We start from the raw sequence: 14,637 nt of genomic DNA, 5'->3' as shown, positions 1-14,637 counted from the left end.
TCGACGCAAGGGGTGCGACACGACATGACAACGACCGATCTGCCCACCACGGTTCCCTACCGGGAGGTCACCGACGCGAACGGTCGCGTCTACCGCCTCGGTGAGACCGACATCGACATCATGGGGCGCAAGCGCAAGTGGATGGTGATCCTGCCCTGGATCGGCATGATGGGCATCTCCTCCGCCGAGTACGCGTTCGCGTCGGCCGAGGAGACCCTGCACACGGCGCACAGCTGGGACAGCATGCACATCTTCTGGATGATGACCGTGTGGGTCTTCTTCCAGGCCGCGGTGGCCTTCCCCGCGGGCAAGCTGCGGGAGAGCGGAAAACTTCCGGCCCGCTGGGCGATGATGTGCGGCGCGGCCGGCACGCTGCTGGGCTACCTGTCACTGGCCTTCGCGCCGCACGTCGTCTTCGCCTACATCGGTTTCAGCATGTTCAGCGGCATGGGCGCGGGCATGGTGTACGCCACCTGCGTCAACATGGTGGGCAAGTGGTATCCGGAGCGGAAGGGCGGCAAGACCGGCTTCGTCAACGGCGGTTTCGCCTACGGCTCGGTGCCCTTCGTCTTCCTCTTCAACGGCTATATGGACCTGACCAACTTCCGCTGGGTCCTGGTCTCCGTGGGTGTGTTCCTGGCCGGAACAGTCGCCTGCTCCGGTTACTTCTTCAAGGACCCGCCGAAGAACTGGTGGCCCGCCGACATCGACCCGCTCAACCCGCCGAAGGACCCGCGCGCGGCCCGCTCCCTGCGGATGAACCCGCCGGCGGTGCGCCAGTACTCCCCCAAGGAGGCCTGGAAGACCGGCCGGGTGGCCCTGATGTGGTTCTGCCTGGCCTGTACGTCCGGCGTGAACATCTTCGGCATCGCCTTCCAGGTGGAGATCGGCGAGGAGGCAGGGTTCGCGGGCGGCATCGTCGCCACGGCCATGTCCCTGAAGGCCATCGTCAACGGCACCGGGCGCGGCGTCATCGGCTGGCTCTCCGACCTGTACGGCCGCAAACGGTGCCTGCTCGTCGTCTGCGTCATCCTGGGCCTGTCCCAGTACGGCATCCTCTGGTCGGCGAGCGCCGAGAACCTCCCGATGTTCCTGGTCTTCTCCTCGATCTCCGGCTTCGGCGGCGGCGCGATCTTCCCGATGTTCGCGGCCCTCACCGCCGACTACTTCGGGGAGAACAACAACGCGTCCAACTACGGCATGGTCTACAGCGCCAAGCTCGTCTCCGGTCTGGGCGCCGGCATGGGTGCCGTGGTCGTCGGCGCCTGGGGGCACTCCGGGGCCTTCATCCTGGCCGGCTCCATCTCCCTCTTCGCCGGCTGTGTGGCCGTGTTCCTCAGCCCGCCGGGACGCGACAAGGAAAGGCGCCGCATCGCTCCCAACCCGCAACCGCTCGGCGAGGACACGGCCTGACGACCTGACACGACCGCGGAGCCGTTCGCGGCCGGCAGCCCGCACGCACCGTCCGCCGCCGCACACCGTCCCCATCGCGAAACGATGGTTGACCGTCCCGCACATGAGGAGGCCCCTCCCCGGCCGGGGAGGGGCCTCCTCATGCCCGTACGGCCCTCAGCACTTCTCCCTCAGCGAGTGCAGGTGCGCGCTGGAGCGGCGCGCGAAGGTGAAGGACTCGGCCGGGTTGTCGTGCTCGGCCTGCCAGTGGTGGGCCATGCGGTGTCCGCGCAGCCGCGTCACGGCGGAGATGAACCGCTGGTAGTCGATGTCCCCGTCGCCGACGTCGACCATGCGGTAGCCGTACGGGTTCGACGGGTCGCTCTCGCCGTCCTTCACGTGGAACAGCGGGTAGCGGTCGGGCTGCCGGAGGACGTAGTCGAGCGGTTCGAACGGCGCGGGCGTGCCGTCGGGCCGCTTGGAGAACCGGAACTGGCCGACGTACGCCCAGTAGATGTCCATCTCCAGGTAGACGAGGTCGGGGTCGGTCTCCTTGAGCAGGACGTCGTAGAGGCGGACCTTGGGGTTGTCGGTGGCGAAGGAGAACTCCTCGGAGTGGTTGTGCTGGTAGAACTTCATGCCCCGGGCCCTGGCCGCCGCGCCGTAGGTGTTGAAGTCCTCGGCGGCGCGCTTCCAGGCGTCGACGGTCGAGCCGTAGCGGAACGGGCCGGCGGCCGTGCCGATGTGCTTCAGGCCGAGGGCCTGGGCGTCGTCGAGGACCTTGGTGAGGTTCTGGGCGAAGGTGTAGGCGTTCGGGTCGCTGGAGTAGTATCCGACGTGGCTGCCGATCGGGTTCAGGCCGTGGCTGCGGGCCAGTCGCCTGAGCTGGGCGAGCGTGATGGGGCCCGCCGAGCCCTGGGTGTAGCCGGCGAACTCGACCTCGTCGTAGCCGTACTTCTCCAGTTCGGCGAAGACGGGGCCGAAGCCGAGGGTGGAGACCTTGTCGCGCAGGCTGTAGAGCTGGATGCCGAGGCGGCCGGGCGGCAGGACGGGGCGGCCGCGGCCCTTGGCGCCGGACGCGGTCGCGGCACTCGCGTTGCCGGTGGCGGCCGTCGCCGGGGCCGCGGCGCCGAGCAGGGCGGCGGCGGTGGCACCGGCCGCCACGCCGAGCATGCCTCGTCTGCTGAGGCGGTGGGTGAGCTCGGGGTCGGGCTGGGAGAAGCGGCTCATGCGGGGAACTCCTCGTGATCGCGGGGCGTTGTCAGTGGTGAGTGCTTCACTTGTGACCAGTCGGGACTGAGGGTCCGTCCTCAGGTGAGACCGGCGAGTCGGAGCAGCAGTGACTTCACATCGGTGGCCGCGACGCGGTCGCCGACAGCGCGGGGGGTGGAGCAGATGAGGAGCGGACCGTCGTCGTCGCTCGCCGGGAGGCGGCCGTGGCTGCCGCGAATAGGTGAGGGGTCCAGGGGCACGACCGCCATGCGGTAGCGCATGCCGAGTTTCTTGCGCGCCAGAGCGGTGGCCGCCTTGACCTTGACGTAGGGGTCGAGGGGATCCATGAAGAGTTCGACCGGGTCGTAGCCGGGTTTGCGGTGGATCTCGACGAGTCGCGCGAAGTCGGGCGCGCGGGCGTCGTCGAGCCAGTAGTAGTACGTGAACCAGGCGTCGGGTTCCGCGACGGCGACGAGTTCGCCGGCGCGCGGGTGGTCGAGATGGTGGTTCTTCTTGCCCTCGTCGTCGAGGAGTTGCTCGATGCCGGGCAGGCCGTCGAGCGCGGCCCGGGTGGCGTCGAGGTCCTCGGGGCGGCGCACGTAGACGTGGGCGATCTGGTGGTCGGCGACCGCGAAGGCACGGGACGCCATCGGGTCGAGGTACTCCATGCCGTCCTGCGTGTGCACCTCCAGCAGACCGGCGCGGCGCAGGGCGCGGTTGATGTCGACGGGCCGGTTCACGCGGGTGATGCCGTACTCGGACAGCGCGACGACCGTGCGTCCCTCGGCGCGGGCGTCGTCCAGGAGCGGTGCCAGGGCGGTGTCGAGTTCGGTGGCCGCCTTCAGGGAGCGCGGGTCGTCGGGGCCGAAGCGCTGGAGGTCGTAGTCGAGGTGAGGGAGGTAGCAGAGCGTCAGGTCGGGGTGGCGGGTGCGGATGATGTGGCGGGTCGCATCGATGATCCACCGGCTGGAGACGAGGTCCGCTCCGGGGCCCCAGAAGTGGAACAGAGGGAACGTGCCGAGTTTGTCAGTGAGTTCGTCGTGGAGTGCGGCCGGCCGGGTGTAGCAGTCGGGTTCCTTGCGGCCGTCGGCGTAGTAGATCGGACGGGGGGTGACGGTGATGTCGGTGTCGGCGCCCATGGCGTACCACCAGCAGATGTTCGCCACGGTGTAGCCGGGGTGGGCGCGGCGGGCAGCGTCCCAGAGCTTGTCGCCGGCCACGAGCCCGTTGTGCTGGCGCCACAGGAGGACGTCGCCGAGTTCGCGGAAGTACCAGCCGTTGCCGACGATGCCGTGCTCCGAGGGCATGGTGCCGGTGAGGAAGGTGGACTGGGCGGCGCAGGTGACGGCGGGCAGGACGGTGCCCAGCGGGGCGCGGGAGCCGGACTGGCCGAGCGCCTTGAGGTGGGGCATGTGGTCGAGGAGACGGGGGGTGAGGCCGACGACGTCCAGGACGAGGAGCGGGGTGGGGCGCTCGCGGTCCGCGGTGGCCGGGTCCGGGTGCTCATGGGTGCTCATGGCAGCTCCTTCAGGCCGAGGTCGGTCAGCAGGTCGCGGGCGAGGGTGAGTTCGGCGGCGATGCCCTCGGCGAGCTGGGCTCGGCCCTTGGGGCGCAGCTCGGGCGGGAGGGCCTGCCAGGTGTAGGTCTCGACCTCCAGGTGGCAGGTGAGCGGGGTCGGGCCGCCGACGAGCCGGGTCAGTGCGGCTTTCAGGACCGGGAGTGTGGAGGTGAGGGGTGCGGCGGGGGCCGCGTGCAGGGGGACGTGGAAGTGGGCGCGCCAGGGTGAGGCGTCCGGCAGGGCGTGGCCCGCGAGGGCCTCGTCGAGGTCGTCGGTGGCGCGCAGGCCGGCGGCGGTGGCGGTGCGGGTCTGGTGCAGGAAGCGGGGTTCGGCGAAGGCGGCGAGGGCCTCGCGGACCTCCGGAAGATGGGGGTGTTCGGCGTGCAGGGCGGCGGAGAGCTGGGATTTGACGACGGGGATGCCTGCCTCGGTGAGCGCGTCCAGGGCGGTGTGCGGGTCTTCGAAGGAAGTGGCGAGATGGCAGGTGTCGACACAGACGCCGATGCGGTCGTGGGCGATCGCGGTGAGCGGGGCGATGGCGTCGCGGGTGGTCTCGACGACACAGCCGGGTTCCGGTTCCAGGCCGACGCGGAGGGAGCGGCCGGTCAGCTCCTCGATGGCGTCGAGGCGTTCGGCGAGGGTGCGCAGCGCGGTGCGGGCGGTCTCCGCGCGCTCGTCGTCGTACGCGGTGCGCCAGGCGAGGGGCAGGGTGGAGATGGTGCCGTCGGTGACGTCGTCGGGGAGCAGTCCGGCGAGGACGCGGGCCAGGGCGGTGGTGTGGTCGAGACGTTCCGCGTCGGCCCAGTCGGGCTTGTAGACGCGGTACTTGACCTCCTCGGCGCCGAAGCCCTCATAGGGGAAGCCGTTGAGGGTGACGACCTCCAGGCCGCGCCGGTCGAGCTCGGTGCGCAGGCCGCGCAGCGCGGCAGGGTCGGTGACGAGGGCGTGCGCGGCGTCCTTGGCGAGCCACAGCCCGATGCCGAGCCGGTCGCGGCCCAGGCGGCGGCGGACGGGTTCGCAGTGGTCGCGGAGCTGGGCGAGGACGCCGTCGAGGGTTTCGGCGGGGTGGACATTGGTGCAGTAGGCGAGGTGGACGGTGGAGCCGTCGGGGTGGCGGAAGCGCATGGCTCACGCCTCCGCGGCGGGGACGCGGGCCGGCACTTCGGGGCCGCGGTCCGGCTCGTGCGGGTCCTTCGGGCTTGCCAGGTCCTTCGGGGCGCCGCGCAGGATGGAGTTGCCCTCGTGGGTGGCCTCGGTGCCGGTGACGTCCAGATTCAGACGGCCGCTGAGCCCGTAGAAGGCGACGGGGTTGCGCCACAGCACCCGGTCGACGGTGTCCTCGTCGAATCCCTCGGCGAGCATCAGATCGCCGACCTTGCGGGTCTTGAGGGGGTCGCTCCTGCCCCAGTCGGCGGCGGAGTTGACCAGGACCTGCTCGGGCCCGTAGGCGCGCAGGATCGCGACCATCCGCTCCTCGTCCATCTTGGTGTCCGGATAGACGGAGAAGCCCAGCCAGCAGCCGCTGTCCCTGGCCTCCTTGACGGTGGTCTCGTTGAGGTGGTCGACCAGGACGCGTTCGGCGGGCAGGGCGGATTCCCGGACGACGTCCAGGGTGCGGCGCAGACCGGCGAGCTTGTCGCGGTGCGGGGTGTGCACGAGGGCGGGCAGGCCGTGGTCGGCGGCCAGCTGGAGCTGCGCGGCGAGGGCGGTGTCCTCGGCGGCAGTCATGGAGTCGTAGCCGATCTCGCCGACCGCCACGACGTTGTCCTTGACGAGATACCGGGGCAGTTCGTCGAGGACGGGCACACAGCGCGGGTCGTTCGCCTCCTTGGGGTTGAGGGCGATCGTGCAGTGGTGCGCGATGCCGTACTGGGCGGCGCGGAAGGGCTCCCAGCCGAGGAGGGCGTCGAAGTAGTCGCGGAAGGAGGCGGGCGAGGTGCGCGGCTGGCCGAGCCAGAAGGAGGGTTCGACGACGGCGCGGACACCGGCGGCGTACATGGCCTCGTAGTCGTCGGTGGTGCGGGAGGTCATGTGGATGTGGGGGTCGAAGATGCGCATCAGGACTCCTTGCCGTGGGGGTGGTCCGTGCCGGGGGCGGGGGTGACGGACTCGGTCAGGTCCAGGACGCGGTGCAGGTCCTCGGGGACGGGGCGGCCGGCGGCGGTGCGTTCGGCGGCGTAGTCGCCGAGCATGCGGGCGAGTTCGCCATCGCCGCGGGCGCGCCGGGGCAGCTCCGCGACGTGGTCGACGGGGACGCCGGTGAACAGGCACTTCAGCACGGCGTGGCGCCAAGGGTGGGGGGCCAGGTGCCGGGCGGCGTAGGGGCCGACGGCGGCGGTGAGGAGCCGGGTGTCGTTGGTGCGCAGGGCGTCCTCGACGAGCGGGAGGGCATCGGGGCCGGACACGAGGTGGGGCAGGGCGTGCAGGACGGCGCGGCGCTCGTCGGCGGTGCCCTGGAAGTACACGCGGGTCAGGGCGTCGGTGCCGGCGCGGGCCGCGTCGAGGATGAGCACCCGGGCGGCGTCGGCATGCGCGGCACCGCAGCGGCGGCCCGCCTCGGCGAGGCGCAGCTCCCACGCGGAGATGGGCCCGTGGATGCCGGGGTGGGCGGCCGCCTCGTCGAGGGCGTGCTCAAGCCAGGCGCGGGCGTCCGGGTCGAGGTGGGTGCTGAGGTGGTGACGGAGGTCGGCGAGCGTGGGGAGGGTGGGGACGGTGGGGAGGACTGTGTCAGAGGTGGTTCGGCCGGTGTGGGTTCTGGTGCTGGGGGCGTCCTGGGTGCTCTCGGTTCTCGCCGTGGGCGTGGCGCGGGGGTGGGTCATCTGGTGCTGCTCCCTTCAGAGGTGGCGGAGGGAGCGCCGTGGGGTGGCGCGGCCTGCTGGAGGGCCGGAGCGGGGTGGGGCGACGCGGTGGCCGCGGTCCGCTCGGCGTGACGGAGGAACGGCAGGGAGTGGGCTGCGAAGTGCGGGCCGGCGTGGGAGTGGCGGGGCAGTTCGACGACGGTCAGGCCCTGGTAGCCGGTGGCGGCGAGGGCCGCCAGGACCGGTGGGAAGTCGATCTCCCCGTCCCCGAAGGGGAGGTGCTCGTGCACGCCGCGCCGCATGTCCTCGATCTGGACGTGACGCAGCCAGGGCGCGGCGTCCCGCACACAGTCGGCGGGAGATCGGGGTTCGAGGCACTGGCAGTGGCCGATGTCGAGGGTGAGGCCGAGAGGTCCCGGGTCGCCGAGGACGCGGCGCAGATGGTGGAAGTCGGCCAGGGTGGCGAGGAGGTGACCCGGTTCGGGTTCGACGGCCAGCGGGACACCGGCGGAGGCGGCCGCGTCCAGGACGGGGGTGAGGGTCTCGGCGAGCCGCTTCCAGGCGGTGTCCGTGTCGGTGCCGTCCGGGACGACCCCACTGAAGCAGTGCACCGCGTGGGCGCCGAGGTCGGCGGCGACCCGGACCGCCCGGACGAGGAGATCGACGCGGCGAGCCCGGTCGCCGGGGTCCGGGTCCAGCAGGGACGGGCCGTGCTTGCGGCGCGGGTCGAGCACATAGCGAGCACCCGTCTCCACGGTGACGCCCAGGCCGAGCGCGTCCAGCCGGTGCGCGACCCGGCGGGTGCGGGCGGCCAGGCCGGGGGCGAGCGGGTCGAGGTGCATGTGGTCGAGGGTCAGTCCGACGCCGTCGTAGCCGAGGTCGGCGAGGAGGGAGAGCGCGTCGTCGAGCCGGAGGTCGGCGAGACCGTTGGTGCCGTAGCCGAAGCGGAGGGGAGGAAGGACGCCGGGTTGCGTTGCCGACCCGGTCGGCACGGAGGTGGTGCGGCGGTTGCCCGGGACCGCCCCCGGGCCGGAACTCACGTGGGGCGCGGCGGGCGTCACGGGGGCGGCCGGGGCCTGGTGCGTGGCGGTCGCCTCGGAGTCGGTCAGCGCCTGGTGCTCGGAGGTCGGTGCCTGGTGGCCAGCGGTCGCCCCGGAGCCGGTCAGCGCCTGGTGCTCGGAGGTCAGCGCCTGGTGGCCAGCGGTCGCCCCGGAGCCGGTCAGCGCCTGGTGCTCGCAGGTCAGCGCCTGGTGCGCGGCGGGCGTCACAGGGCCGGCCGACCGCGGGGCCGTGGTGGGGCCGCTGTCGGACGCAGGGGCTTCGGGGCTCATGTGACGCTCACCTTCTTGGCGAATCTCGCTCCGAGGGGGGCGAGGGCGGCGATGAGGAGTGCGGTGGCCGTGCCCCTGGAGCGGGAGGCGAGGGTGGCCTGGAGGGGAATCGTGGCGCGGATGCCGGCGCCGACGGCTCGTTGGGTGAGGGGAGGTGACGGGTTGAGGGCGGCGTGGACGTAGGGGCGGGCGGTGGTCGCGGCATAGGCGGCTGCGAGGGCGGTGGTCAGCAGCGCCCCGGGTTGTGGGCCGCCGGGCTCCTGCCGTCCCGGCCGGGCGGCTGGGATGCCCGGCAGGGCAGGAGCGGCTGCTTGCTGTCGGCCTGTCAGGTGCCGTAGGGAGCGGTGCGCGACCACGCGGGTCAGCAGGGCTGTCGTCGCGAGGGCGGCCAGGGGGGCCAGGGGTGAGCCGCCCCGGGCCTCCTGGCGGGAAACCGTCGTGACGGCGATGGTGTGGGTGCCGAGGAGGGCGGCGGACGGCAGGGCCGCTCGGGGGCGGCCGGTGGTGGACGCGGCTCCCAGGAGCAGGTCCAGTCCGCGGGCCGCGCCCATGGCCACCGGTCCGGCCGGTGTGTGCTTCAGGCCGAGGTCGTACGCCCAGACGGTCGCGGCGAGGGGTGCGGCGACGGCCAGGGCGGGGCGGCCGGCGCGGGCGGCCAGGGCCAGTCCGGCTCCGGTCAGGGCGCAGGCCGCCGTGAGTGCGGCGGCGGGCCGGATCCGGCCGGAGGGCAGGGGGCGGTGCGGGCGTTCGACGGCGTCCACGTCGCGGTCCGCCCAGTCGTTGAGGGCCATGCCGGCCTCGTACAGGCAGAGGGAGGAACCGATGGCGAGCAGAGTGCGGGCGTTGGGCGCTGCCCCGGTCGCCGCCGTGCCGGCCAGTGCGTCGCCGGGCACGCTGAACAGGGCAGGGAGGCGGAGGAGTTCCGCCCAGGCGCGGGCTCGGCCCGACCGGGCGGCGTCCCCACAGTGCGCCGTGGCGGCGACGCTCCCGTCCGAGGCGCCGACGCTGACGTCCGAGGCGGCGACGCCCCCGCCCGAGGCACCGACACTCCCGCCCAAGGCACCGACACTCCCGCCCAAGGCACCAACGCTCCCGTCCAAGGCACCGACACTCCCGCCCAAGGCAGCGGCACCGCTGTCTGCGGCGGCACCGCCGGGAGGGCAGGCACGCCGAGTCACCGCGGCTCCCCCGTCCCGTCGCCCGGCCCCGCCGGACCGAGCGCGCGGTCCTCGCGGGCGACCTGCCGTGCGTCGGCCCCCTCGTCCCCGGGCCCCGGCGCCCGAAGGCTCCGCGCGAACCGGATCAGCTCCTCGTACTGTTCGGCCAGGCCCGACGGCCCGTCCCCCACCGGGTCCTTGAAGTAGAAGCCGAGTGCTCCGAGCGGGCCGGACAGCCCCGTCTCGTGCGCGCGTGCGGTGAGGCGGGCGAGGTCGAGGACGAGCGGAGCGGCCAGGGCGGAGTCGCAGCCCTGCCATGTCGTCTGGAGGATCATGCGGGTGCCGAGGAAGCCGTCGAAGGCGATGTGGTCCCAGGCGGTCTTCCAGTCGCCGAGGGAGGGGACGTCGTCGATGTGGACCTCGCCCTCGGGGGTGGTGCCGAGGGTGTCGGCGAGGACGCGTTCCTTGCCGGCGTTCTTGGCGGCCGCGGCGGCCGGGTCGGCCAGGGCCGCGCCGTCGCCGCCGCCCAGCAGGTTGGTGCCCGACCAGGCGCGGACGGTCAGCGCCCGCTGGGCGAACATCGGGCCCAGCACCGAGCGCAGCAGGGTCTGGCCCGTCTTGCCGTCGCGGCCGGCGTACGGGAGGGCGGACGCCTCCGTGAGAGGAGCGAGGGCGGGGTGGTGCAGGCCGGTCGAGGGGGTGAAGTTCACGTAGGGGCAGCCGGCGCGCAGGGCCGCCGCGGCGTACAGGGAGCTCGGCGGGAGGGCGCCGCCGGTGGGGGCGGGTTCCGTGGAGGCCAGGTTCACGACCACCGCGCGGGCCAGGCCGTGCCGTCGTACGAAGTCCTGGATGTCGGTGGCGAACGCGGTGATCAGTCGCTCCGCGTCCCGGGTGTCGCCGGGGAGGGGGCCGCCGGGCCTGATCTCCCGGTCTGCGGCGGCCAGTTCGGCGCTGATGGCGGACGGGAGGCCCGGGGGCAGCACTCCCCCGGCCGCCAGCGCCTCGGCGCGCTTCGGCAGGGGGCAGTCCAGCGTGTCGTGGCCGCCGAAGACGAGGGACGGCAGGGCCGGCAGGCCGCTGCCGGTGAACGGGGGTGTCTCGGTCACCATGCCCGTCGGCGGATGCAGGCCCGCGGTCACGGCGGCGCAGCCCGCCACGGCGGTCGTGGCGACGGAGCCGCGCGCTCCGATCAGCCACACCCCCACACGGGACTCGGAACGGGACGCGGACATCGGCGGCCTCCTTGTCGTACGAGACAGGGACTTCAGTGGGGGCAGGTGAAGACGGCGGGCGGGAGTCCGGCGTCCCCCGCCCGCCGCCGCTCAGTCGCCCTCCGAGACCTTCGAGGGCAGTTCCTTGATCCGGATGTCGCGGAAGGACACCTCGTCCTCGGCTCCGTGGTTCTGGATGCCGAAGTGTCCGTCGACGAGGCTCCGGGCCGGGTCGGTGTTGGTGAAGTCGTTGATCTTCACGCCGTTGAGCCAGACGCGGAGGCGTTCGCCCTCCACGCGGATCTCGTACGTGTTCCACTCCCCCGGCGGGTTCAGCGCGCGGTCGCGCTTGGTGAGATCGGCGGACTTGAAGCCGTACACCGCGCCGGTGGTGCGGTCGGCGGCGTCGGTCGCGTCGATCTGGATCTCGTAGCCGTTGTGCACGGCCGACCACGGGTCGTCCGAGGGCGGGAAGCCCACGAAGACACCGGAGTTGTCGTCGCCGGCCATCTTCCAGTCGAGCTTCAGGGAGTACGACGAGAAGCCGGAGGCGGCGTACCAGAGCATTCCCATGCCGCCCGACGACGTCAGGGTGCCGTCGTCGGACAGGGTGAAGGAGCCCGGGCCGGCCTGCCGCCAGCCGTCCAGGGACGTGCCGTCGAAGAGCGGGCGGTAGCCCGTCTCCGGGCGGCAGTCGGCCTGGGCGTCGCCGATCGCCCAGCGGATCCCGCCCAGCAGGTGCTCGCGGAAGGCGGGTTCGGCGAAGGACTCCTTGGTGTGGCCGCCGCCGGTGTAGAAGGAGCGGCCGCCCTGGTAGTCCTGGCACCAGGCGATCGGGTGGTCGCCCCGCATGGTGCCGCCGGTGTAGGAGGACTCGTCGAGGGAGGCGAGGACGTGGGCCCTCTCCCGGGGGTTGGAGCGGTAGTTGTACCACTCGTCGGTGCGGTTCCAGGCCCGTTCCAGGCCCGAGGTCGCCGGGTGGGCGTGGTCCTCGACGTGGACGGTCGCGGGCTGGATCGCCGGGTGCGACTGGAAGTAGGCGCCGGCGAGGCCGCCGTAGAACGCCCAGTCGTACTCGGTGTCGGCGGCGGCGTGGACGCCGACGTAGCCGCCGCCGGCGCGGATGTAGCCCTCGAAGGCCCGCTGCTGCCTGGCGTCGAGGACGTCGCCCGTGGTCGACAGGAACACCACCGCGGCGTACCGGCGCAGGTTGGACGAGGTGAACGCGCCCGCGTTCTCGGTCGCGTCGACCGTGAAGCCGCCCTGCTCGCCGAGCTGCTGCACCGCGGCGACGCCCTCGGGGATGGAGTCGTGCCGGAAGCCGGCGGTCTTGGAGAAGACCAGGACCCGCTTGCCCGCGGCGTCGTCCTGGGACGAGGCCGGTCCGGAGACGCAGCCCAGGAGCAGGGCCGCGCCCATGATGCCCGTCGCGTATCGGCTGGTTGAGCGCATGTCGGTGTCCTCCCCTCAGCTCGTCGTGAACGTGAAGTCGTCGACGTCGTACAGGGCGCCGGTGCCGCTGCCCTTGAAGACCAGGAAGAGCGTGGTCGTGCCCCTCGGGGCGCGGGACAGGTTGGCGCTGACGTCCTGGAAGGTCTCCCAGCCGCCCGTCACGGGCACGGTCGCCTTGCCGAGCAGGGTGCCCGTGGGGGAGCCGGCGCGGATTTCGAGGGTGCCGCCGGCGCCGCCGGAGGAGATGCGCGCGGTGACCTTCGTGGCGTTGCTCAGGACGTACGGAGTGAAGGAGATCCAGTCGCCGTTGTTGATGTCGCCGACGGTCCGGCCGCCGTGCGCGGTGGCCTTGGTGATGACCGTGACGCCGGAGGAGTCGCCGAAGTGCTCGGCCTGGCGGTGCCGGGGCTGGGTCACGTTCTGGTCGTGCGTGGTGAGCGCGGCCTGGCCGCCGCCTCCGTTGTCGGTGTACTCGGCGTCGAGGACCCCGAAGATGTTGGCGTCCTCGTCGTGGCCGCCGTCGGCGCTGGTCTGGATGGTGCCGGTGCAGCCGTTCGCCGAGGTCAGGGGGTGGCCGTGGGTGTCGTGGCCGAGGATGAAGGTGACCTTGACCTTGGAGCAGTCGATGCGCCGGTCCTCCGGGTCGGTGACCTTCACCTTGAAGGGGACGGCGTCACCGAAGCTGAACAGCTGCCCGTCCTTGGGCGTCTCCAGTACCACGGTGGGCGCGGTGTTGCCGACGACGATCTGCACGCTCGCGTTGCCGGTGCGGCCGGAGGGGTCCTTGACCGTCAGCGTGGCGGTGTAGGTGCCGTTCTTCTTGTAGCGGTACGTGGGGTTGGCCGCGGTGGACGTGCCGCCGTCGCCGAAGTCCCAGCTGTAGGTGAGGGCGTCGCCGTCCTGGTCGCTCGTGCCCGCGGAGGAGAAGCTGACGCGCAGGGGCGCCTGGCCGGAGGTCCTGCTCGCCGCCGCCTGGGCGACGGGCGAGTGGCCGTCGGTGGCGTTCTCGATGCGGTACAGGGCGGAGTGCTCGTCGCCGCCGAACCAGGACAGGCCGTAGTCGAGGACGTACAGCGCCCCGTCGGGGCCGAACGCCGAGTCCATCACCTGGGTGCCGGTCCAGGGCACGTCGTTGATCGACCGCACGGAGCCGTCGGCGTCGCTGGTGATGCGCTTGATCCAGCGGCGGCCGAACTCGGTGGCGAAGAAGTCGCCGTCGTACGCCTCCGGGAACTTCACCGGCGAGTCGAGCGCCGGGTCGTAGTGGTAGACCGGGCCGCCCATCGGGGACTCGGAGCCGGTGCCGAACTCGGGGACGGAGCCGCCGTCGTAGGGGATCCAGGCGGGCTGGGCCGGGGGCAGGTCGGTCAGGCCGGTGTTGTTCGGGGAGGTGTTCTTCGGGGCGGAGCAGTCGAAGGCCGCTCCCGACGCGCCCGTCGCGAAGTCGTAGTCGACGTAGGCGTCGTTGTCGCCGGTGCAGTACGGCCAGCCGAAGTTGCCGGGGCCGGTGACGCGGGCGAACTCGACCTGGCCGGCCGGGCCGCGCGCGGGGTCGGCTGCGCCGGCGTCGGGGCCGTAGTCACCGACGTAGAGGATGCCGGTCTTCTTGTCGACGCTGAAGCGGAACGGGTTGCGGAAGCCCATCGCGTAGATCTCGGGGCGCGTCTTGTCCGTGCCGGGGGCGAAGAGGTTGCCCTCGGGGACGGTGTACGAGCCGTCGGCGTTCACCTTGATGCGCAGGATCTTGCCGCGCAGGTCGTTGGTGTTGGCGGAGGAGCGCTGGGCGTCGAAGGCCGGGTTGCGGTGGGAGCGCTCGTCGATGGGGGTGAAGCCGTCCGACTGGAACGGGTTGGTGTCGTCACCGGTCGACAGGTACAGGTTGCCGGCCGCGTCGAAGTCGATGTCGCCGCCGACGTGGCAGCACAGGCCGCGGGAGGCGGGGACGTCGAGGATCTTCTTCTCGCTGGCGGTGTCGAGGGTGCCGTCGGTCTTCAGGACGAACCGGGAGAGGCGGTTGACCCCGTCGAAGGGGGCGAAGTCGGCGGCGGTGCCGGTCTCGGGGGCGTCGCCCTCGGGGGTGTTCAGCGGGGGCGCGTAGTAGAGGTAGATGAAGCGGTTCTCCGAGAAGCCGGGGTCGACGCCGATGCCCTGGAGGCCCTCCTCGTCGTGGGAGTAGACGTCGAGCTTGCCGGCGAGTTTCGTGTTGCCGGCCGCGTCGGTGAGGCGGAGTTCGCCGTCGCGGGAGGTGTGCAGGACCGAGCGGTCCGGGAGGACGGCGAGCGACATGGGCTCGCCGACCTCCGCCTCGCCCTTGGCGAGGGTGACCTGCTGGAAGTCCTCGGCCGTGATGGCCGGTCCGTCGTCGCCGGCGGCCGCTCCGGCCTGCGGTGCGGTGAGGGTGAGCGAGGCCCCGGCCAGCAGCGCGCCGCTGAACAGCGCGATCGCCTGGCGCAGGCGCCGTCTGTGGGTCTCGGTTCTGGCGGTGCTGGTGGTGCGGTGGTTCCCGTGCACGAATGCCTCCAGAGT

The 14,637-nt window shown here is 72.4% G+C and carries 11 protein-coding genes; 1 reads left to right on the top strand and 10 read right to left on the bottom strand.

Annotated elements, in window-relative coordinates:
* Window positions 1-24: 24 nt before the first annotated feature.
* Window positions 25-1,413 carry an OFA family MFS transporter gene (locus IE255_RS12440; protein ID WP_190050278.1) on the top strand — a complete coding sequence of 463 codons (1,389 nt, stop codon included), beginning with the start codon at window positions 25-27 and terminating at the stop codon, window positions 1,411-1,413.
* Between the two features lie 156 nt (window positions 1,414-1,569).
* On the opposite strand, the gene IE255_RS12435 is transcribed toward IE255_RS12440, so the two are convergent.
* From IE255_RS12435 to IE255_RS12390, 10 genes are all read right to left on the bottom strand, one after another.
* A complete protein-coding gene (locus IE255_RS12435; protein WP_190050277.1) occupies window positions 1,570-2,622 on the bottom strand; it encodes a sugar phosphate isomerase/epimerase family protein in 1,053 nt (350 codons plus the stop codon).
* A gap of 80 nt (window positions 2,623-2,702) precedes the next feature.
* Window positions 2,703-4,121, bottom strand: a complete 1,419-nt coding sequence (locus IE255_RS12430; RefSeq protein WP_190050276.1) for an alkaline phosphatase family protein — start codon at window positions 4,119-4,121, stop codon at window positions 2,703-2,705.
* Entirely contained in the window at window positions 4,118-5,287 is a 1,170-nt protein-coding gene (eboE, locus tag IE255_RS12425; RefSeq protein ID WP_190050275.1) for a metabolite traffic protein EboE, read from the bottom strand. Before eboE ends, IE255_RS12430 begins: the two co-directional genes overlap by 4 nt.
* A gap of 3 nt (window positions 5,288-5,290) precedes the next feature.
* Window positions 5,291-6,220, bottom strand: coding sequence for a TatD family hydrolase (locus IE255_RS12420; protein ID WP_190050274.1), 930 nt, complete (start codon window positions 6,218-6,220; stop codon window positions 5,291-5,293).
* A complete protein-coding gene (locus IE255_RS12415; RefSeq protein WP_190050273.1) occupies window positions 6,220-6,981 on the bottom strand; it encodes an EboA domain-containing protein in 762 nt (253 codons plus the stop codon). The genes IE255_RS12420 and IE255_RS12415 overlap by 1 nt, the downstream gene beginning before the upstream one ends.
* Window positions 6,978-7,952 carry a sugar phosphate isomerase/epimerase family protein gene (locus IE255_RS12410; RefSeq protein ID WP_190050744.1) on the bottom strand — a complete coding sequence of 325 codons (975 nt, stop codon included), beginning with the start codon at window positions 7,950-7,952 and terminating at the stop codon, window positions 6,978-6,980. Before IE255_RS12410 ends, IE255_RS12415 begins: the two co-directional genes overlap by 4 nt.
* A 335-nt stretch (window positions 7,953-8,287) precedes the next feature.
* Window positions 8,288-9,349, bottom strand: coding sequence for an SCO3242 family prenyltransferase (locus IE255_RS12405; RefSeq protein ID WP_190050272.1), 1,062 nt, complete (start codon window positions 9,347-9,349; stop codon window positions 8,288-8,290).
* Between the two features lie 116 nt (window positions 9,350-9,465).
* The gene (locus IE255_RS12400) at window positions 9,466-10,680 is read right to left on the bottom strand and encodes an inositol-3-phosphate synthase (RefSeq protein ID WP_190050271.1); all 1,215 of its coding nucleotides are present in this window, start codon (window positions 10,678-10,680) and stop codon (window positions 9,466-9,468) included.
* 90 nt (window positions 10,681-10,770) lie between these two features.
* The gene (locus IE255_RS12395; RefSeq protein ID WP_190050270.1) at window positions 10,771-12,111 is read right to left on the bottom strand and encodes a ThuA domain-containing protein; all 1,341 of its coding nucleotides are present in this window, start codon (window positions 12,109-12,111) and stop codon (window positions 10,771-10,773) included.
* 15 nt (window positions 12,112-12,126) lie between these two features.
* Window positions 12,127-14,622 carry a PQQ-dependent sugar dehydrogenase gene (locus tag IE255_RS12390; protein ID WP_190050269.1) on the bottom strand — a complete coding sequence of 832 codons (2,496 nt, stop codon included), beginning with the start codon at window positions 14,620-14,622 and terminating at the stop codon, window positions 12,127-12,129.
* Between the last annotated feature and the right edge of the window lie 15 nt (window positions 14,623-14,637).

The organism is Streptomyces lomondensis (assembly GCF_014651035.1).
Lineage (GTDB): Bacteria > Actinomycetota > Actinomycetes > Streptomycetales > Streptomycetaceae > Streptomyces > Streptomyces lomondensis.
The sequence above is the reverse complement of the archived record's forward strand: the minus strand, read 5'-3'. Positions and strand labels throughout refer to the sequence as shown.